The sequence below is a fragment of the Nonomuraea sp. NPDC005501 genome (assembly GCF_040605905.1).
GTDB lineage: Bacteria > Actinomycetota > Actinomycetes > Streptosporangiales > Streptosporangiaceae > Nonomuraea.
On sequence record NZ_JBEXDT010000005.1, the window covers coordinates 50129 to 68538 of the forward strand.

An 18410-nucleotide genomic window follows, 5' to 3' on the forward strand; every position below is an offset into this window, starting at 1 on the left:
GCGTGTGTCCCGGCCGCGACCTCACCTGGGCAGGCGGGCCTCGATCGCATCGGCGGCGCGGAGCGCGCCGCCCGCCGCGCGCACGTCATCCTGCATGGCGCGGAGCCGCTGCCGGGTGGCGGGCTCGTCGAGCAGGCCGCGGACGGCTTCGCGCAGGCGTTCGGCGGTGGCGTCGGCGGGAGCGAGGGTTGAGCCGAGACCGAGGGCGGCGATGCGGTCGGCTGTGGTCTGCTCTTCGGGGGTGTGTGGGATGGCCACCATCGGCACGGCCGCTGCCAAGGCCTCCATCGTGGAGTTCATGCCGGTGTGGGTGACGAAGGCATCGGCGTGTGCGAGCACGGCGGGCTGGGGGACGTGCTGGTGGGCCTCGATGTTTGCGGGCAGTGGCCCGAGATCGGCGGGGCTGATGCCGCGGCCCACGGACATCACGACGTGGTAGGGCTCGTCGGCGAACGCTTGGATGCAGGTGTGGAAGAAGTCCGGGCGGCTGATGATCGTGCCGAGCGAGACCAGGACCAGCGGACGTCCCGGGGGCGTCCAGTCCTGCGCGGCGGGCAGCCGGGTGGGGCCGACGAACGCATAGCGGTCATCGAAGGTCTCGTTGTGCACGTGGAAGGACTTGGGCTGGTAGACGAGGTTGAACTCGGCGGGCTTGTAGAAATCATGCAGGTGGAGAGGGGGGATGCCGTGCCGGCTGAGGATGGCGGCGAACAGGGTGTCGAACTCTGCCTTGACGGGGCTGGCGGCGAACATGCCGACGATGAACTTCCCGAAGTCGTAGCCCTCGCTGGCGGCGTGGGCGGACCAGGACTGGATTCTGGGGAGACGCCACTTGGCGGCGAGCATCGGGCCGGCCCAGGCGAGCCAGTCGTTGACGATCAGATCCGGCCGGTCGTCGGCGTATCCGGCCTCGATCTGCGGCAGAACGTGCTCCAGTTGCTGGAGCATTGCGAGGGTGGCGCGTGCGGCGGCGTCCATGCCGTCGATCACGATGGTCTCGGCGGGGTGGGGCTCATAGGAGATGCTCTCGGCTCCGGTCGGGCCGATGCGTTCGGCCATCGACTCATCGGCGGGAAAGGTGACGCGGTGGCCACGCTCTACCAGTTCCCGGGCGATCGGCAGGAGGGGGTTGAGGTGACCGGACTCGGCGAGGCTCATGAAGGCGAGGTGGGCCATGACGGATCTCCTTGACAGTGAGGGTGGAACGGCCCGATGCGCAGGATCGGTATCGGGCGGGGGTCAGGCGGCGTCGAGGGCGCCGGAGCTGTCGGCGAGGGGGCGGGTGTGGTTCTTGCCGGGCAGGCCCAGGCAGAGCACGGCACAGACGAGGAAGGTGCCGATCGCCCAGGGGGCCGCGTGGGTGATGGCACCGGTCAGGCCCCGGCTCGCGTGGGCGAAGAAGAGGTTGCCGATGATGGCGACGCCCAGGGCGCCGCCGAACTGCTGGGCGGTGGAGAAGATGCCGGAGGCGCCGCCCGCGAGGTGCTCGGGTACCGCGGTGAGGACGATGTCGACCAGCGGCACGACCACGAAGCCGAGGCCGATGCCGGCGACGAGCAGGCCGGGCACCAGCGGCCAGGCCCCGGTGTGCCGGGGGGCCGCGTCCGTCAGGGTGCACCAGACCCAGAACAGCCCGCCGGCCATCAGCAGGTTCCCGATGACCAGGACGTTGCGGCCGATCTTGGCGACCAAGGTGACGACGACGGGAGCGGAGATGAAGGAGCCGGCGCTCATGGCGATCATCAGCCCGCCGGCCTGGCTGGGTGTGTAGCCCTGGCCGGTCTGCAGCCAGATGGTGAAGACCAGGAAGAAGCCGGACATGCCTGCACCGAACAGCAGCTGGATCAGCAGACCCGAGCCGAAAGCCGGCCGCTTGAAGAGCGCGGCGGGCAGCAGCGGGTGCTCGATCCGGCGCCAGGACTCGTAGCCCACCAGGGCGGCAAGGGCCAGGACACCGCCGGCCAGGCAGATCCAGCCCCATGATGGCCAGCCGTTCGAGCGGCCCTCCACCAGCGCCAGCACGATCGCCACCAGGCACAGCGCGAGGATCAGGTTGCCGGCCACATCGATGCGTCCGCCGGCGCGCTCCCGTGAGGTGGGGATCCACTTCGCGCCCAGCAGCAGGGCCCCGGCGGCGATGGGAATATTCACGGCGAAGATGGTGCGCCAGCCCCAGCCGAACAGGTCCCAGTCGGTCAGTACCCCGCCGAGCAGCACGCCGGCGGCGTTCGCGACGCCCGCCGTGACCCCGAACATGGCGAAGACCCTGCCGCGCTCCGCGCCGTCGAACATGGTGCGCAGCGAACCGAGCACCTGCGGCAGCAGGGCCGCGGCGGCCACTCCCTGCACCGCACGGGCGGTGATCAGCTGGCCTGGGTCGGAGGCGATGGCGCTGCCCGCGGACGCCAGGGCGAAGCAGGCCACGCCGGTCAGGAACAGCCTCTTGCGGCCGAACCGGTCACCTAGATGCCCCGCGATGATCAGCGTCGCGGCGAACCCGAGCATGTAGGCGGATACCGTCCACTCCAGCTCCGCCGGTGAGGCGTGCAGGCTACGGCCGATGGACGGCAGGGCGGTGTTCACTATCGAGGCGTCGATCAGATCCAGCAGCGCCGCGATCATCATGACGCTCGCGGCGGCCCACCGCTTCGGATACGCCGCCGACGCTACGGCCGCGGATCCGGTCCCTCGGTCACTCGTACGGGACATGGCCACTCCCTTTGCAGACGCCGCCCGCTCTCGGACGGCAGCGCCGAAGCCCCGGCATTGAGGGCACACCGTCGGATCAACGGCCCGCGGAGCAGTATCAATCTCTCGCGTAAAATAGTCAAATCTCTGATTGATTAACTCGCACGCACCTATGACAGAATCATGTTCATGTCCACACAGCACACGCCCCAGGACCAGGAACCGGCCGGGCGGCAGCGGACCAGGCGATCGCCCGCCCCACACGAGCGGCAGCGCGACGCTGAGCGCACCAAGGCGCGCATCCTCGATGCTGCCGTGGAGGTGTTCTCCGCCAAGGGCTTCGACCGTGCCCGGGTCACCGACATCGCCGAACGCGCTGGTGTGAACCAGCAGCTCATCTCCTACTACTTCAACAGCAAGCGGGGCCTGTACCGGGAGATCGGCCGGCGCTGGCGGGCCCACGAGGCCGAGACCATCCCCGACGATCTGGACTTCGCCGAGCAGATCAAGCACGGCGTGCGGGCGAGCGTCGACTCCCGCCTCGGCGGGCGCCTGCTCGCCTGGGACGGCCTCTACGACACCGGCGAGGACGATGAGGAGGCGCGGGAACGCAACGCCCAGCTCCAGCACGAGGTGCAAGTGCTCCGCGAGCGGCAGCACGCCGGTGAGATCGACGATCGCTTCGACCCGGCCGCGCTGATCCTCATCGGCCTAAGCGCCGGCAACGCCCTCGCGGTCTACCCACACCTGGCCCGCGGCCTGTTCGGCACCGACACAGTTTCCCCCGAACTGGTCGAGCACTACGCCGAACAACTCGCCCAGGTGATCCGCTCCCTGTCGGCAGCAGCTCCACCCAGCGTGCCCGACTCTCACAGATAAGTCCCGACCCCCAGTTCCTGGACGTTGGGATCGCAGCCCCCGCCTCCGATCAAGGGGAGAGGCGCGAAAGGGGAGCGGGACGTTCCCGGCGAGCCGCCACCCGATCACCACGGCAACGGCAGGTCGCCGGGAACGATTTCCCATCATGCGGGCATCGGACTCCGCCAGGTCGTCCCGCCCCCGGGTTACGGGACCTGCAGGCCAGCTTCTGGAACACTGAACTGCGTGAACGCCATCGGGAACGATGGCCTGGCCGACGGCGTCCCCGAGCGATCGAACCGTTACCACTTGACCGCCAACCGATCACTTCGCTCGCGCAGCCTCCCTCACCCGCGACGTCGGGATGTGCGACGGAACGGAAGTCCGGCACCGCTCGGCTGCTGCCCCGCCTGCTCTCCGGCCGCACCCGCGGGCCGGTCTTCCTCACCGACCGGCGCCCAGGCCCGGCCCGCACTCCGGCGGCCGTCGACCTGTGCCCGCTCACCGGACGCGCCCGCCTGTCCTATGAGCGTGCCGAGTACCTGTTCAAGCAGGCCACCAAGAACATCGATCCAAGATGCCAGCCGCGACCGGGTCGGGGGCGGCCATGAGGTACTCAGCGACGGCACGGCGGCACCATGCGGTCACTTCGGGGGTGTCACCCGCAGGCCGGGATCGAGCGGCCCGCCGGACGACAGCGATGCGCCATGACGAAGGGCCCGCTGCTCAGTCGTACTCATCGTGACGCCTCGAAAGCGTGCAGCAGGAAGGCCAGCACATCAGCGAGCAGGGCATGTTCCTGCTCTCGGGTCGAGCCGGCGCCGTGACCGCCGTGCTCCTCAACACGCAGCAGCACCGGCCGGCCGGAGGCGCTGGCCGCCTGCAGGCGGGCGGCCAGCTTGGCCGGCTGCCACGGCGGCACCCGCGCGTCGCGCCGTCCGGTGGTCAGCAGCACCGCCGGGTACGGCACGCCGTCCTCGACCCGCAGGTAGGCATCGGCGATCAGCAGACCGCGCAGGCCATCCTCAGTGGTGACGCTGCCGAACTCCGGCACGTTGATCGGCCCGTTCTCGCTGAACTCGGTCCGCGTGGCGTTGACCGTCGGCACCTGCATCGACATGGCAGACCACAGCTCCGGCCGGCGCACCAGCGCGCCGCCGGTGGGGATGCCGCCGGCGCTGACGCCCTCGCCCGCCAGCCGTCCCGGCCGGGTGTAGCCCAGGGCGATGAGGTGCTCGGCGCAGTCGATGAAGTCCGTGATGGTGGCCTCCTTGCGCAGGCCACGCCCGGCCTCGTGCCACTCCCGGCCGTAGGCGCCGCCACCGCGCAGGTGCGCCACGGCGTAGACGCCGCCACGCTCGTACCAGGCGAGCATCTCCGGACGGAACTCAGGCAGATCGGACATGCCATGGGAGCCGTAGCCGGTGAGCAGGACCGGGTTGTCGCCGTCCAGCTCCACGTCCTTGCGGTGGATGACGGTGAGCGGGATCTGTGTTCCGTCTCTCGCGGGCACATGCAGGGTCCGGGCGTGCACGTCGCCGAAGTCGACCGGTGAGCGGGGCGCCAGCCCGGTGTCCTCGAGGGTTTCGCCGTGGTAGCGGTAGAGCCGCGGCGCGTCCGTCCAACCGGCCGCCAGCAGCAGGGCCTCGGGCCGTTCCGGGTGGGTGGTCAACTCCCAGATGGCGCCCTCTACCGGTAGCGGGAGGTCGGCGGGCTCGCCGCCGGACAGGGGCGCATGCCGTACCCGATGGACGCCACCGTCGAGATCGCGCACCAGCAGCCGGTCGCCGACGACCCGCACCGCCTCCACCACGCGCTCACCCGCGGGCACGACCACCCGTGCACGAGACAGATCCGGTACGGCGAACGGAACGGCCAGCACGTGGGAGCGGGGCGCGTCCCGATGGGAGACCAGATAGAGGGTGTCGTGGCTGGTGGCGAAGGCGGTCACGCCGTCCGCCACGCCCGCTACCTTCCGCCACGGGCAGGTGGCCGGATCGGCGAGCGCGGCTCGTGGCGCCACGTACAGCGAGCAATCGCTCAACTGCTCGCTGGTCCAGGGGCCGAGTGCGCTGCGGGAGACGATCGCCAGCATCCACTCACCGCGCGGCGGCACCACAAGGAAGGGCCGATCCTGCGGGGTCAGCTCGACGTGGGGGTTGAGCCCGCGCGCCAGCACCACCTCATCCCGCGCCGGGTCGGTGCCCAGCCGGTGCAGGAAGGAACGGCTGTCCAGGCGGCGCTCCTCCGGCGGAGCGCCCGCCGGAGGAGCCACGAAGCGGTGGAAGACGAACGACCGGCCGTCCTCCAGCCAGCTCAGGAAGGCAAAGCGCGTCGTGGGCGGGATCGTCTCCAGGATGGCACCGGAGCCGACGTCAATGACCTGGATCGTGCTCTCCTCCGACCCGGACGGGAAGACGGCGCAGGCGACGTGCCGGCCGTCGAGGGAGGGCACGTACCAGGCGATGGCGTGGTGCGCCTCGCCGGGCACGGTGTCCGGGTCGAACAGGACCCTGCTCGCTCCCTCGGGCTCACGCACCATCAGCACGAGTACGCCGGCGCCCGGTTCGCGCGCCAGGTAGAAGATCCTGTCGCCCGCCGGCGTGAAGTCCGAGTACTGCGGGAGCGCGCCGCCCAGCTCGCGGATCCGGGTCAGCAGCTCCTCCCGGCGGGGCAGGGTGTCCAGCTGCTCGCGGGCATGGCTGGCCTGGCCGTCGAGCCAGCGGTGGAACTCCTCGCCGTCCGCCTCCATCCACCGGTAGGCATCGTCGAGCGTGATGCCGTGGTGAACGTCGCGCACCACGTCCACTCGGGCGATCGGGGGGCCGCTGATGTCCCTCATCCGCATGATCATAAGCGACGCTCGCGAAGCCGGATGAGCTGGTGACGGTGACCGAGATCGCCGCCGTGCCGTCGCACTCGGCTACGCGAGTCGATGACGCGGCAGCGGGTCATGCAACCGGCCATATCCGACCCGGCCTGGTGCAGCTCGTCGAGGCTGGGCGTCGCCGTACCCCCGACAGCGTCGAATGTACGGCGATCGTGGTGTGCCCGCGTGCGCAGCCTCACAAGGATCACAGTCGACCACTAACCGTGCGTCTGTCTGCGGAAACCACACCAAAGATCAAATCGTTGATGGTTCCCCGTACGCCAGGAACCACCACCACATCGTCGACGCCTCGCGCATGCCGGTCCGGGCGGAGCCCGGCGGCACGCCCATGGGGATCGTGTCGCTCGTCATGGCGAGTGCCAGGAGGAAGCCGTTCCTCCGGAACCGACCGCAGCTTCTCTCCTCCAGCTTCACCAAGCACTGGTGCGTGCCGACCGAGGGTCAGTCGCGGATCCCGTCGATGTCGACCAGGACGTGGCGGGGGCCGCGGAAGATCTGGTTGTGGCGGTACGGCGGCGGGTCGACGACGAGCCGGGGGTTTTCCACGCGGCGGACGAACTCCCCGACCGCGACCTGGACCTCGAGCCGGGCGAGCGGAGCACCGAAGCAGAAGTGGATGCCCTGGCTGAAGCCGAGGTGCTCGTTGTCGGGGCGTTCGAGATCGAGCCGGTCAGGGTCGGTGAACCGTACCGGGTCGCGGTTCGCCGAGCCGTACACCAGGAAGATCGGCGCGCCCTTCGGGATGGTGGTGCCCGCGATCTCGATGTCCTCGACGGCCGAGCGGGTGTGCCAGAACTGGACCGACGACTCGAACCGCAGCAGTTCCTCCACCGCGGGCACGATCAGCTCGGGCCGGCGGCGCAGCTCCTCCAGCGCCTCGGGGTGCCTCAGCAGGGTGAGCACGCTGTGGGCGATCAGATTGACCGTGGTCTCATGCCCGGCGAAGAGCAGGAGCACGGCATTGCTGGCGAGCACACCCGCGGACATGCTCCCGTCCGGGCCGTCGTCGTGCACCATCGCCGAGAGCATGCCGGGGCCGGGCTGCCCGGCGTACTGGTCGAGCAGCCCGGCCAGGAACTGCTCGAACTCCTTCACGCTGCGGCGGCCGCCCTCCAGCCGGCTCCGCATCTCGTCGGAGGCCGCCTCCGGGCCGAAATCCAGAGCGTCCAGGGCCGTTTCGATCCAGGCGTGGAAGCGCCGTTCGTCTTCCAGCGGCACGCCCAGAACCTTGCAGATCACGGCCACCGGCAGGGGGTAGGCGAACTCGTCCACGACGTCGATCCGGGTCTTGCCCCGCATCCCGTCCAGCAGGCCGGCGACGATGCGGCGAATGTCGGGCTCCAGGTCCGAGATCTGGTGCGGCGAATGGGGCGGGCCGAAGAAGTGCCGCGTCATCATGCGGCGATCACGATCATGTTCGGGCGGGTCACAGGTGATGATGTTCGGCTCCAGACCGATGACGGCCTCGGTGATCGGCTCGGCTCCCGGCTCCGCCGCGGCCGGGGCGCGGGCCGGGAGCTTCCTGACATCGGAGCTGACCCGGGGGTCGTGGAGAAGCGCGACGACCTCCTGGTAGGTGCTGACGACGTAGGTGCCGTCCGGCTGTCGCGCCACCGGGGTCTTGCGGAGTTCGGCGTAGAAGGGGTACGGATTGGCACGGTTGGCGTAGCGGAGCGCCTGCTGCCAGGGTGTTTCCTCGCCCATGCTGTTCCTCTCCTTCTTGCTGCGTCGGCCGGGTCACCCGCCGATCCCGCTGAGGCGCGTCAGTGGCCCCGAGGCCGGAACTCGGCGCTCCGCCCGCTCGGGTCGTGGCCGGTCAGGACGACGTCGGGTATCGCCGTCGGGACACCCGGTGCCGGGAACTCCGCCGGGACCGGCTTCATGACGTCCGGCCGATCCCAGCCCGGCGGCGGGGGCGGGAACGGAGCCGACTGCTCGATCAGCCGCGCGTAGTACTCCAGCCACTTGCCGTGATTGAAGCTGACGGCGGCGACGATGCGGCCGCGGTGACCGTAGGCGGCGGCGAAGCGGCGCTCCTTCACGGATCCCTGCGTGAAGACGATCTCGTCGCCGAACGGTGGTACGCCGACGGACTTGATGTTGACGCCGAACTGACCGGACCAGAAGCCCGGCAGCAACAGATTCGGGCGGTAGTCGGGCTCGAGACTCACCATGTTGTGGGCCGCCACCTCGGCACCGAAGACGGCATTGTCCCAGTGCTCCATCGCCAGGAACTGGTACTCGTACAGCACGTGGGGCGCGCGCGCCACGTCCCCCGCAACGTAGACGGTGTCGGTCACCACGCCGTTGATGTCGAAGGCGCGACCCCCGGCGTCGCAGCCGACCCCCCAGAAGCCGGCTGCCAGCCCGGAGCCCTCCAACCATTCCACGTTACGGATCGACCCCAGCGCGGCCAGGACCACGTCGGCCTCGATGGTGGTCCCGTCCGAGAGCCGGGCACGCCGTACATGTCCGTGCGCGTCGCCCTCCAGCGACGACACGCCGACCCCGCAGCGCAGGTCCACGCCGTGGTCGCGCTGCATCTCGGCGGCGATCTCGCCGATCACCCCGCCCAGCGCCCCGACCAGGGGGGCCGAGCCTCGCTCGGTGAGGGTCACCGGGATGTCGAGTTCCCGGCAGACGGAGGCCGCCTCCGAGCCGATGAACCCGCCGCCGATGATCAGTACCCGTGATGGCCGCGCGGCCAGCGCCTGTTGCAGCCGAGCGGCGTCATCACGCGAGCGCAGCGAGAACACCCCCTCCAGGGCGGCCTCGGCCGGGTTGGGCCATGGTCGCGCGCGGGTCCCTGTGGCGATCAGCAGCCGGTGGTACGGGATCTGCTCGCCGTCGGCCAAGCGCACCTGCCTGGTGGCTCTGTCCAGCCCGGCGGCGGCCACGCCGAGCCGCCACTGTGCGTCCAGTTCTCGAAAGCGGGGCAGCAGAGTGTGGTCAGCCCGGACCCAGCCCTTGAGCACCTGTTTGGACAGCGGGGGACGGTCGTAGGGCTCGTACGGCTCGTCCCCGACGATGGTCAGGGACCCCCGGAAGCTCTCCTCGCGCAGGGCCTCGGCGGCCCGCAGCCCCGCCAGGGAGGCGCCGACGATGACGATCCGGCCGTTGGCCTTGAAGTCGCGCACCAACTCGGCGAGCGTCGCCGACATGGTCATGACGGCGTGCCCCGATCCGCACCGTCCAAGCGGTCGATCATGATCGCTTGCACCGGGCAGGCGGCGGCGGCCCGCTGGACCTGCAGGCGCCGCGCGTCGTCGGGGTTGGGCTCGTAGGTGAGCGCCTCTGTCCCGTTCAGCTTGAAGATCTCGTGGGCCAGATACACGCACTGTGCGTATCCCTGGCACCGGTTCAGGTCCACGACGATACGCATGAGTCGCCCCCTTTTTTGCGTCGGCACCGAGGAGTGCCCTGGCCGACGCGACACGAGACGATTTTCCGCCGCCCACTTTCACCGACACAACCATTACCAGGGAAAACATGCTCTGCGCCGAGCGTTCTGGCCGACGCGGACGGCGTGCGCGGTGAGGGTGCGAGGATCACGGGTGGTCGCTGGATCGTGACCTGGGAAGGGATCAGTCGCTCGTCGATGACGCGCGGCGAGATCGGCTCCAGCGTTCGGTGAAGAGCCGGTCGGTGGGCGGGTCGCCGGGTAGCGGACGCGGGTGGCAGGCACGCAGGCCGTCCACGGCGATGGCGAGAACGCGCTTGTGAGCGTCGGCGGCGGCTTCGATGAGGTCGTCGCGCCCCTGCTTGCGCAACTGGTCCAGGGCGGGCGATCTGCCGAACTGCTCGATCAGCAGGGAGATGTCGACGGCGGTGACGTCCGGTCGGAGCACGCGGGCCTGGTGGGCGCGCGTGACGAGCGCGGCGAGCAGTTCGTCCGAGCGGTCGGACTTGGCCTGCATCTCCTTGGTGACCTCGATGGTTCCGGCGACTGGGGCGAGCGAACCCTGGCCGAACTCGACGCAGGTGACGATGAAGGAGGCCAGCCCTTCCCATGGATCGTCCTCGGCGAGACCTCGTTCGGCGGCCTGGTTCCAGTTGTCGAGGGACAGTTCGGCCAGCCGCTGAAAGAGCTCCTCCTTCGTGCGGTAGCGGCGGTAGAGGCTGCCGATACCGACCCCGGCGGCCGCTGCGATGGCCGCGACCGAAGCGTGCTCCCCGTCGGCCGCCAGCACCTGGCGTGCCGCCCGCAGGAGGGCCCGGTCGTTGCGCTCGGCTTCCGCCTGCCGGGGACCGCGGCGTTGGGGTTCAGTCATGTCGGCAGCATATCGAACTTGCGGAGCGAATTACTCCGGTTATAGAGTCCCTTCCAATCGGAGCGTTCTGCTCCTGCTGAGGAGGCAGTCATGCGTGCTGTGGTCATGGACCGCTTCGGCGAGCCGGAGGTGCTGCGCATCCGGGAGGTCGAAGACCCGGTGCCGGGGCCGGGGCAGGTGCTCGTGGCGGTGGACTATGCCGGGATCACGTACGTCGAGACACAGGTGCGGGCCGGGCGCGGTCCCGCGGCCCACCAGCGGCCACCGCTTCCGCGCATCCCCGGCAACGGGGTGGGCGGCCGCGTCTCGGCTGTCGGCCCGGGGGTGGATTCCGCGCTGGTCGGGCGGACCGTGGTGACCACGACGGGCGGCACCGGCGGCTATGCGGAGCTGGTCGTGGCCCGGGCGGAGGACCTCGTCCCCGTCCCGGCGCAGGTGATGCTGCGGGATGCGGTGGCGCTGCTGGCCGATGGGCGGACAGCGGTGCTCCTGCACCGGCAGGCCGAGGTGCGTCCGGGCGAGTGGGTGCTGGTGGAGGCGGCCGCCGGTGGTGTCGGCAGTCTGCTGGTCCAGCTGGCCGCCGCCTCGGGGGCGAAGGTGGTCGGCGCCGCCCGCGGTCCCGGCAAGGAGGCGTTGGTCACCTCGCTGGGTGCTTTCGCTTACGTGGACTACTCCAAGCCGGGGTGGGAACGCGAGGTCGCCGAGATGAGCGGAGGCGTCGATCTGGTCTTCGACGGAGTCGGCGGCGTCGTGGGCGCGCAGGGCATGCGCGCCGTGCGGCCCGGCGGCCGGGCCAGGGTGTACGGCATGGCCTCCGGCTCCTGGACCGAGCCGGCCGCTCATGTGACCGTCGTCCCCGACGGCGGCGTGCCCGCCCCGGCGCAGATCCGGGCGCTGGCCGAGGAGGCGCTCGCGCACGCTGCGGCCGGTCGGCTGCGCCCGATCGTCGGCCAGACCTATCCCCTGTCCGAGGCCGCCGAGGCGCACCGGGCGATCGAAGCCCGCGCCACGATCGGCAAGACCCTGCTGGTCCCGTGAGCACGCCGGCCTCCACCAGCGCACGCCCCCTGCTGCCGCTGGCCGCGACGGTCCTGGTGGGCGCGATCGCAGCGCTGCTGGACACCACGATCGTCGCGGTGGCGCCGGACGAACTGGCCAGTGACCTGGCCGCGCCGGTGACGACGATCCAGTGGGTCACCACCTCCTACGTGCTGGCGATGACCGCCGTCATCCCGCTGGTGGGCTGGCCGGTCGGCCGCTTCGGCGCCCGCGCCGCGTGGCTGACGGCCCTGGGACTGTTCCTGCTCGGATCGATCCTGTGCGGCGCCGCGTGGTCGGCGGGCTCGCTCATCGCCTTGCGGACGCTGCAAGGGCTGGGCGGGGGCATGATCCTGCCGGTGACGCAGCTTGTCCTGGCCCGGGCCGCGGGGTGCCCGAACGCCTGGGCCGGGTGATATCTGGAGGAGGTGTTCGGCATCGCCGCCGACACCGGTCGCATTCAGTCTCTGGTGCACAGCGTCTTCGCCGACGGCATGCCCCCTGGAACAACTCGGCACTCAGGACATGCAGCACGTCTTCGCGACGAGGGTCCACCTCGGCCCTCAAGGCCAGATGAGCTCATTGGCGGCCCGCCGCGTTGGCCGGCGGAAAATGGTTGGACCGGACGACGTTCGGGCTGCTAGCGTTCCGCGCACCGTGACATCACGTAAGGAGGTGAGACCCATGAACGCTGTATCGATGTGGGTGCTCCCCTCGTCGTCACGGTCGGGCGATTGACGTAGGTGTCGCCGGGAGCGCCTCGATCAGGCAATCCCGAAAGGCAACACCTATGGACTCTGTGCATTTCACTTCGGGCATGGGCGAGCATGCCGTAACCATCGCGCGGGTCGCGGAGAAGCAATGGCACGCTGTGGCGGACGACCGGGTGGTCGGCCGCGGTGACGCTTCGCGCAGGCCCGACGGGCGGATCTTCGTCAGCATCGACGCATGGCACTGCGCGGTCTTCGACCGGCTCGCCGACGCGATGCTGGCGGACCTGCCCGGTCCGCTGTACACGCTGGTCGACGAGGCCGACCTCGACGTGACCTCCCACTGGGGGCGAGCCGGCTTCACGACCCGACGCCGTGAGTGGGAGTACCTCGTGCCCACCGACCCGCGTGTCACGGGACTCGACTCGGTGCCACCGCCGCCGGGCGTGACGATGGTGGCGGTCGGCGAGGCGGAGGAGGACCCTCTGCGCACGTTGGACCAGGCGATCCGCGACGAGGTCGAGGCCACCGTCGGATGGCAGGAGATGCCGGCCGAGGTGTCGCCGCGCCCGGACGGCGTCACCCTGCTGGACCCGTCGAAGTACGCGGCGGCAGCGCAGTCCGATGATTACGTGGGACTGGTCCGGTTGGCGCCGGTGACCAGGCAGCCGCGGATCGGGCTGATCGCAGTCCGGTCCGACCACCACCGCCGCGGTATCGCTCGGGCGCTGCTCGCCCAGGTGCTCGGCTCGCTGCACCGCTCGGGGATCGAAACAGCATCAGCCGAGGTGAACGAGTCCAACGCGGCGGCCATGGCCCTGTTCGAGGGCGTCGGCGCCCGGCGTGCGAGCAGCAACCTGGAGTTGGTGCTCCGCTGATGCCCCACCGCATCACCTCGCGAGGGGGCCGGACCGGAAGCACGCGTGGCACTGATGAGCGAGCATCGGTTCCCGTAGCGCGCGGGGCGGCCGGTCGCGGCCGCCGTCCGCGGCAACCACGTCTGCCGAGGCGCCTCGATCACGGTGGCGTCAACGGCATTCGTTGCCTCCCCGACCTCACCATCACCGACCGGAGAAGGGCGAAAATATGGCAAGAACAGCAGGCGGCATCGAAGTCGAGGGCACCGTGGTCGAGTGCCTGCGCAACGCCAACTTCAAGGTGGAACTGCAGAACGGGCACAAGGTGTTAGCGCACATCAGCGGGAAGATACGGAAGAACCACATCAAGATCTTGCCGTACGACCGGGTGCTCGTCGAGCTCAGCCCGTACGACCTCACCCGCGGCCGGATCCTCTTCCGATACAGGACGTAGCGGCGGGCGCGCCGAATCAGGAGAAGAAGTCTCCGATCTGGATCGGAAACGTGCTCGATGCGGCAATCGGAGTCGACGACTCGGCTCTGTTCTTCGTCCGGCATCTCCGCCGGGTAGGCATGTCACCGGCCTGATGCGACAGCGGCATGAGCGCGCGTCTTGCGCGCCGGCCCGCCGCCTCGGCCTCGGCCAGCGCGGGAGCGGCCCGTGGATGTATCCGTACAGCCGCGGGCCGAGCCGGCGGCTCCGGCCGGTCCCACACCGTCATGGATACATCATCCTGTTGCGATACACCGTCTCACTAAAATACAGTGTCTCTACATGAGACACCGTATCGCCGTAATTGGAGGCGGACCCGCCGGCCTTACCTTCGCCCGCGTCCTGCACCGCCACGATCACCCCGTCACCGTCCTCGAACGCGATCCCGCCCCCGATGCCCGTCCCCCGGGCGGCACGCTGGACCTGCACGAAGGGCTGGGTCAGTCAGCGCTGAGCAAGGCGGGGCTGCTGGCGGAGTTCCAGGCGCTGTCCCGTCCAGAGGGGCAGGCCATGCGCATCCTGGACACGGACGGGACCGTCCTCCGCGACTGGCAACCCGGTCCGGATGACCGGGCCAATCCCGAGATCGACCGGGGGCAACTCCGTGATCTGCTGCTCGGCCCTCTGGACGTTCAGTGGGGGCGGGGCGTGACGGAGGTGGAGCCGGGGACCCGGGACGGCGTGCTGGTCCGTTTCGCGGACGGGCGACAGGAGACGTTCGACCTCGTGGTCGGCGCGGACGGCGCCTGGTCCCGGGTCCGCCCGGCGGTCTCGTCCGCGACGCCGCACTACACCGGCATCACCGCGGTCGAGACCTCCCTGGACGACGTCGACACCCGCCACCCCGACCTCGCCCGGCTGATCGGCGACGGTTCCATGGCTGTGTACGGCGTGAACCGCAGCCTCGTCGCCCAGCGCAACAGTGGCGGCCACGTCAAGGTGTACGCCCAGTTCCGCGCTCCTCTGGACTGGCACACGAACCCGGACCGTCATCTGGGCCTGAACCGGCGCGCGGGTCTGGACGCAGGCGTGGACGCAGGTGTGGACCTGGCCGACGTCGAGGCCGTGCGATCAAGGCTGCTCGCTCTGTTCGACGGCTGGGCCGCTCCCGTCCTCGACCTCCTCCGCCACGGCACCGCTTTCGTCCACCGCCCCCTCTACGTCCTGCCCGTGTCCCACACCTGGGCCCACGTCCCCGGGGTGACGCTCCTGGGCGACGCCGCCCACCTGATGCCCCCGTTGGGAGTGGGCGCGAACCTCGCGATGCTGGAGGGCGCCGAACTCGCCGAGTCCGTCATCGCCGCCCCCGGCCCGGACGAGCTGGACGAGTCCGTCCGCGCTTTCGAGGAACAGATGTGGGCACGGGCCGGCAAGTGGGCGGAGTTCACGATGGCTGGTCTGGAACGCCTCGTGAGCCCGGATCCCACCGCAGCCCTCGCCCTCTTCGACGAAGTGCAGTCATCCTGACCGCCCGGCGCGAGAGCACCAGCGCCACCAGCTCGCCACCGCTTCACGGGGACAGCCCGGCACCGCCGTAATCCTGGGGCCGCAGGACGCCGCCGCGCTGGACCGGATCCTGCGCGGCCTGCTGTAGTCCTGGGGCTGACCTTCCCCAGGCCCGGGGTGTCAGCCGAACCGGCGGACGCCGCGCCGCCACACCTCGGCGATGGCGCGGGTGTCGGTGATGTCGCGGGTCGGGTCGCCGTCCACCAGCAGCAGATCGGCCCGGAGTCCAGGCGCGACCCGGCCGCGGTCGGTCAGCCCGAACGCCCGGACGGGGCCGCTCGTGGCGGCGGCCAGAGCGGCCTCGGGACTCAGGCCCGCCTGCGTGAGCATGAGCAGCTCACGGTGCATGGCGGCTCCGTGCACCGGGGCGAAGAAGTTCGCGTCCGTGCCGGCCAGCAACGCCACCCCGGCCTCGTGCAGCGCGCGGTGGAGCGCCGGGCGTGGGCGACGCCGTCCGGGTGGACGGGCACCGCCGAGTGGTCCCGGCCGATGGCGGCCCTGTCCCGCTCGGACAGCCGGACGGCGATCCGCTCGTCGCGCACCAGCTCCGCCCCCGCCGGGTTCTGCGCGATCGTCTCGATGTAGGTGAGCGTGGTGATCACGAATACTCCGTGGGCCGCGATGCGGGCGGCCAGGTCCTCCACGGGCGGGTCGCCCGGCTCGCTGTGGTAGAAGACGTGCGCCAGCCCGTCGATGCCCGCGTCCAGCGCGAGCACGGTGTCGCGCGCCGTGGCGACGTGCGCGATCGTCCGCAGCCCGGCCGCGTGGCCGGCTTCCACCAGGGCGGCCACGACGCCGGGGCTCAGGACCGGCAGATCCAGTCCGGCGGTGCAGCCGTCGTCGATCACGATCTTGAGGTAGTCGATGCCCTCGGCCAGCCGTGCTTCCACGAACTCCTTGGCCCGACCGGCGTCGCCGATGATGTCGAACGGGCCGACCGCGTCGCCCAGCCATGCCAGCGCCTCGCTCTCGGCGGCCATGATCTGGCTGGGGTGGCCGCTCGGCGCTGATCCGAGACCCGGATCGCAAGCGGTGACACCGCGGACGAGATCGCCAAGCTCAAGGCCGAGCCCGGCAAGGACCTCGTCGCCGCCGGCGGCACCAAGTTCATGCACTCCCTGATCAAGCTCGGCGTGGTCGACGAGCACCGGCTGTGGGCCTCCTCGAGATCGCGCACCGCCCGGGTGTGCAGACTGTGCTCGCGCACCAGCTCGATGGGCCGCAACCCGCTTTGAAGGTATGCCCTTGTCAACAGCCGAAAATATCGCCGAAGCTTACACAAGAGGTTCAACGATACAGTTGAAGGAATGACAGCCTCGATCCGGGACGCCGCGCGTCCTTTCACCGGCGGTGCTCTCACCTCGCTCGTGCCCTCCGCCACCCGCGTTCTTGGCCTCGGCGAGCCCACCCACGGCGTTGAAGCCTTCCTCGAACTACGCAACGAACTCTTCCGCCACCTCGTCGAACAAGAGGGCTACCGCTCCATCGCCATCGAGAGCGACTGCCTGGCGGCCCTGGCCACCGACGCGTACGTCACCGACGGCATCGGGACCCTCGACGACGCGATGAGCCGCGGCTTCAGCCATGGCCTCGGCACCTCACCCGCCAACCGCGAGCTCGTGCGCTGGATGCGCGCCTACAACGAGCAGCGTCCGCCGCACGAGCAGCTCCGCTTCTACGGCTTCGACGGCCCTCTGGAGATGACCGGCGCTGCCAGTCCCCGCCCAGCATTGACCGCGCTGTACGACTGCCTCACCGCCCACCTCGACCTGCCCTGGAGTCGCGAGACCCTCGACGAACTGCTCGGCCCCGACGAGCGCTGGACCAACCCTGCCGCCACCACGGATCCCACCCGGTCCGTCGGCCGCACCCCTGAGGCCAAGGAACTACGCCTGATCGCCGACGATCTGCGCGCGCTGCTCACCGCGCACCTCCCCGATCTGACGGCCATCATCTCCCCGGACGGCTGGTGGCGCGCTGACTTGTACGCCCGCACCGCTGCGGGGCTCCTGCGCTACCACGCAGGCATGGCCGACACCGCGGGCACTCGCGTCGGCACGCTGATGTGCCTGCGCGATGCGATGATGGCCGACAACCTCGACGCCATCGTGGGCCGCGAGGCCCGTCGCGGCCCCACCCTCGCCTTCGCTCACACCCGCCACCTGCAAAAAGACAGGAGCCGCTGGCTGTTGCCGGAAGGCTGGGGCCCGCTGGCGGGCCGGACGCTGGAGTGGTGGAGCGCCGGGGCAATCGTCGGCACCCGCCTCGGCGAGCAGTACGCCTTCGCAGCCATCACCTTCGGCACCCGCGGCTCCGACGTCCCCCAGCCCGACACCCTCGAAGGGCTGCTGTCGTCCCTCCCTGACGCTCGCGCCGTCATCAATCCCGTCCGCCTGGCCGCGGTCCTCGACCGGAAGCCGGCCCCCCGCGTCCCGGCCGACCACACGTACTTCCCCCTCGACCCGGCCACCGCCGACCAGAGCGACGCCATCGTCTTCGTCAGGGAAATCTGAGCCACCCTCTGGCCAGGGTGTCACTCAGCGCTCCAGTCCCGCGTGCACCGGTTCGAACTCCGCAGTCCAGGGAAACAGACGGAAGCCGATGTCGGCGAGCGCGGGATGGCTGACCTGCCGGCGGTCGAGGGCGGATTCGAAGGGCTCCCGGACGACCTCGCCCATGCTCACGCCGCTGTCTTCCATCTGGCCCTGGACCGGGTCCAGGCCGAATGCGGAGCCTGCCAGCGACACTTGATCACCGAGGGCCGGAGTTCGCGAGTGGTGGGCTCTACAGGGAGTACGGGCCGAAGCGGCCCCAGGCGGCGAACGCGGCCAGCAGGAACAGGACCGCGTTGAAGGCGATCGCGGCGCTTTCCTTACGACGGACGTGGGTGAGCGCGGCCAGGACCATCACCACGGCCAGACCGGTCGCGGCCAGCGGGGTCAGGATCGGGGCGATGCCGGTGGCCGCGGGCAGGATCAGCCCGAGCGCGCCGGCGAGTTCGGCGATGCCGATGAGGCGGACGGTGCCGGCGGTGAAGTCCTCGGCTCAGGGCAGTTTGGGCTCAAGCTTGGCCTTGGGCTGCGTGGACTTGGTCACTCC

Annotated in this window: 17 protein-coding genes and 1 pseudogene; 7 read left to right on the forward strand and 11 right to left on the reverse strand. The window is 70.3% G+C overall.

Features of this window, described 5'->3' with window-relative positions:
- Positions 1-21: 21 nt before the first annotated feature.
- Together ABZS51_RS05125 and ABZS51_RS05130 are read right to left on the reverse strand one after the other, a co-directional pair.
- Entirely contained in the window at positions 22-1176 is a 1155-nt protein-coding gene (locus tag ABZS51_RS05125; protein ID WP_355436523.1) for a macrolide family glycosyltransferase, read from the reverse strand.
- A gap of 63 nt (positions 1177-1239) precedes the next feature.
- A complete protein-coding gene (locus tag ABZS51_RS05130) occupies positions 1240-2709 on the reverse strand; it encodes an MFS transporter (protein WP_355436526.1) in 1470 nt (489 codons plus the stop codon).
- Positions 2710-2877: 168 nt separating this feature from the next.
- Here ABZS51_RS05130 and ABZS51_RS05135 point away from each other — a divergent pair, with 168 nt between their 5' ends.
- Positions 2878-3567 carry a TetR family transcriptional regulator gene (locus ABZS51_RS05135; RefSeq protein ID WP_355436529.1) on the forward strand — a complete coding sequence of 230 codons (690 nt, stop codon included), beginning with the start codon at positions 2878-2880 and terminating at the stop codon, positions 3565-3567.
- A gap of 715 nt (positions 3568-4282) precedes the next feature.
- Here the strand turns inward: ABZS51_RS05135 and ABZS51_RS05140 are convergent.
- From ABZS51_RS05140 to ABZS51_RS05160, 5 genes are all read right to left on the reverse strand, one after another.
- Positions 4283-6388 carry a prolyl oligopeptidase family serine peptidase gene (locus tag ABZS51_RS05140; protein ID WP_355436532.1) on the reverse strand — a complete coding sequence of 702 codons (2106 nt, stop codon included), beginning with the start codon at positions 6386-6388 and terminating at the stop codon, positions 4283-4285.
- A gap of 489 nt (positions 6389-6877) precedes the next feature.
- A complete protein-coding gene (locus tag ABZS51_RS05145) occupies positions 6878-8140 on the reverse strand; it encodes a cytochrome P450 (protein WP_355436535.1) in 1263 nt (420 codons plus the stop codon).
- Positions 8141-8199: 59 nt separating this feature from the next.
- On the reverse strand, positions 8200-9603 hold the full coding sequence (locus ABZS51_RS05150) for an FAD-dependent oxidoreductase (RefSeq protein WP_355436538.1): 1404 nt from the start codon (positions 9601-9603) through the stop codon (positions 8200-8202).
- Positions 9600-9818, reverse strand: coding sequence for a ferredoxin (locus tag ABZS51_RS05155; protein ID WP_355436541.1), 219 nt, complete (start codon positions 9816-9818; stop codon positions 9600-9602). The genes ABZS51_RS05150 and ABZS51_RS05155 overlap by 4 nt, the downstream gene beginning before the upstream one ends.
- 202 nt (positions 9819-10020) lie before the next feature.
- Positions 10021-10707 carry a TetR family transcriptional regulator gene (locus ABZS51_RS05160; RefSeq protein ID WP_355436543.1) on the reverse strand — a complete coding sequence of 229 codons (687 nt, stop codon included), beginning with the start codon at positions 10705-10707 and terminating at the stop codon, positions 10021-10023.
- Positions 10708-10797: 90 nt separating this feature from the next.
- Between ABZS51_RS05160 and ABZS51_RS05165 the strand changes: the two genes are divergently transcribed.
- The 5 genes from ABZS51_RS05165 to ABZS51_RS05185 all read left to right on the forward strand — a co-directional run bounded on the left by ABZS51_RS05165 (position 10798) and on the right by ABZS51_RS05185 (position 15272).
- Positions 10798-11745: a zinc-binding dehydrogenase gene (locus ABZS51_RS05165; RefSeq protein ID WP_355436546.1), complete on the forward strand. Its 948-nt coding sequence runs from the start codon at positions 10798-10800 to the stop codon at positions 11743-11745.
- Complete coding sequence (locus ABZS51_RS05170; RefSeq protein WP_355436549.1) at positions 11742-12161, forward strand: MFS transporter; 420 nt, start codon at positions 11742-11744, stop codon at positions 12159-12161. Before ABZS51_RS05165 ends, ABZS51_RS05170 begins: the two co-directional genes overlap by 4 nt.
- A gap of 401 nt (positions 12162-12562) precedes the next feature.
- Positions 12563-13333 carry a GNAT family N-acetyltransferase gene (locus tag ABZS51_RS05175; protein WP_355436553.1) on the forward strand — a complete coding sequence of 257 codons (771 nt, stop codon included), beginning with the start codon at positions 12563-12565 and terminating at the stop codon, positions 13331-13333.
- A gap of 208 nt (positions 13334-13541) precedes the next feature.
- Entirely contained in the window at positions 13542-13766 is a 225-nt protein-coding gene (gene infA / locus ABZS51_RS05180; RefSeq protein ID WP_310714548.1) for a translation initiation factor IF-1, read from the forward strand.
- Positions 13767-14087: 321 nt separating this feature from the next.
- Entirely contained in the window at positions 14088-15272 is a 1185-nt protein-coding gene (locus ABZS51_RS05185; RefSeq protein ID WP_355436557.1) for an NAD(P)/FAD-dependent oxidoreductase, read from the forward strand.
- 159 nt (positions 15273-15431) lie between these two features.
- Here ABZS51_RS05185 and ABZS51_RS05190 read toward each other — a convergent pair whose 3' ends face one another.
- Positions 15432-15716: an amidohydrolase family protein gene (locus ABZS51_RS05190; protein WP_355436560.1), complete on the reverse strand. Its 285-nt coding sequence runs from the start codon at positions 15714-15716 to the stop codon at positions 15432-15434.
- Complete coding sequence (locus ABZS51_RS05195) at positions 15620-16291, reverse strand: hypothetical protein (RefSeq protein WP_355436563.1); 672 nt, start codon at positions 16289-16291, stop codon at positions 15620-15622. The genes ABZS51_RS05190 and ABZS51_RS05195 overlap by 97 nt, the downstream gene beginning before the upstream one ends.
- Before the next feature lie 327 nt (positions 16292-16618).
- Between ABZS51_RS05195 and ABZS51_RS05200 the strand changes: the two genes are divergently transcribed.
- Entirely contained in the window at positions 16619-17824 is a 1206-nt protein-coding gene (locus ABZS51_RS05200) for an erythromycin esterase family protein (RefSeq protein ID WP_355436565.1), read from the forward strand.
- Positions 17825-17848: 24 nt separating this feature from the next.
- On the opposite strand, the gene ABZS51_RS05205 is transcribed toward ABZS51_RS05200, so the two are convergent.
- The gene (locus tag ABZS51_RS05205; protein ID WP_355436567.1) at positions 17849-18058 is read right to left on the reverse strand and encodes a hypothetical protein; all 210 of its coding nucleotides are present in this window, start codon (positions 18056-18058) and stop codon (positions 17849-17851) included.
- Between the two features lie 37 nt (positions 18059-18095).
- A pseudogene (locus ABZS51_RS05210) lies at positions 18096-18338 on the reverse strand (DoxX family protein); the annotation flags it as partial.
- Positions 18339-18410: the final 72 nt, after the last annotated feature.

Bases quoted from the DNA above. Each gene is read 5' to 3' on its own strand.
- ABZS51_RS05125 (WP_355436523.1), bottom strand. From the start codon at position 1,176: ATGGCCCACCTCGCCTTCATGAGCCTCGCCGAGTCCGGTCACCTCAAC.
- ABZS51_RS05130 (WP_355436526.1), bottom strand. From the start codon at position 2,709: ATGTCCCGTACGAGTGACCGAGGGACCGGATCCGCGGCCGTAGCGTCG.
- ABZS51_RS05135 (WP_355436529.1), top strand. From the start codon at position 2,878: ATGTCCACACAGCACACGCCCCAGGACCAGGAACCGGCCGGGCGGCAG.
- ABZS51_RS05140 (WP_355436532.1), bottom strand. From the start codon at position 6,388: ATGAGGGACATCAGCGGCCCCCCGATCGCCCGAGTGGACGTGGTGCGC.
- ABZS51_RS05145 (WP_355436535.1), bottom strand. From the start codon at position 8,140: ATGGGCGAGGAAACACCCTGGCAGCAGGCGCTCCGCTACGCCAACCGT.
- ABZS51_RS05150 (WP_355436538.1), bottom strand. From the start codon at position 9,603: ATGACCATGTCGGCGACGCTCGCCGAGTTGGTGCGCGACTTCAAGGCC.
- ABZS51_RS05155 (WP_355436541.1), bottom strand. From the start codon at position 9,818: ATGCGTATCGTCGTGGACCTGAACCGGTGCCAGGGATACGCACAGTGC.
- ABZS51_RS05160 (WP_355436543.1), bottom strand. From the start codon at position 10,707: ATGACTGAACCCCAACGCCGCGGTCCCCGGCAGGCGGAAGCCGAGCGC.
- ABZS51_RS05165 (WP_355436546.1), top strand. From the start codon at position 10,798: ATGCGTGCTGTGGTCATGGACCGCTTCGGCGAGCCGGAGGTGCTGCGC.
- ABZS51_RS05175 (WP_355436553.1), top strand. From the start codon at position 12,563: ATGGGCGAGCATGCCGTAACCATCGCGCGGGTCGCGGAGAAGCAATGG.
- infA (WP_310714548.1), top strand. From the start codon at position 13,542: ATGGCAAGAACAGCAGGCGGCATCGAAGTCGAGGGCACCGTGGTCGAG.
- ABZS51_RS05185 (WP_355436557.1), top strand. From the start codon at position 14,088: ATGAGACACCGTATCGCCGTAATTGGAGGCGGACCCGCCGGCCTTACC.
- ABZS51_RS05195 (WP_355436563.1), bottom strand. From the start codon at position 16,291: ATGGCCGCCGAGAGCGAGGCGCTGGCATGGCTGGGCGACGCGGTCGGC.
- ABZS51_RS05200 (WP_355436565.1), top strand. From the start codon at position 16,619: ATGACAGCCTCGATCCGGGACGCCGCGCGTCCTTTCACCGGCGGTGCT.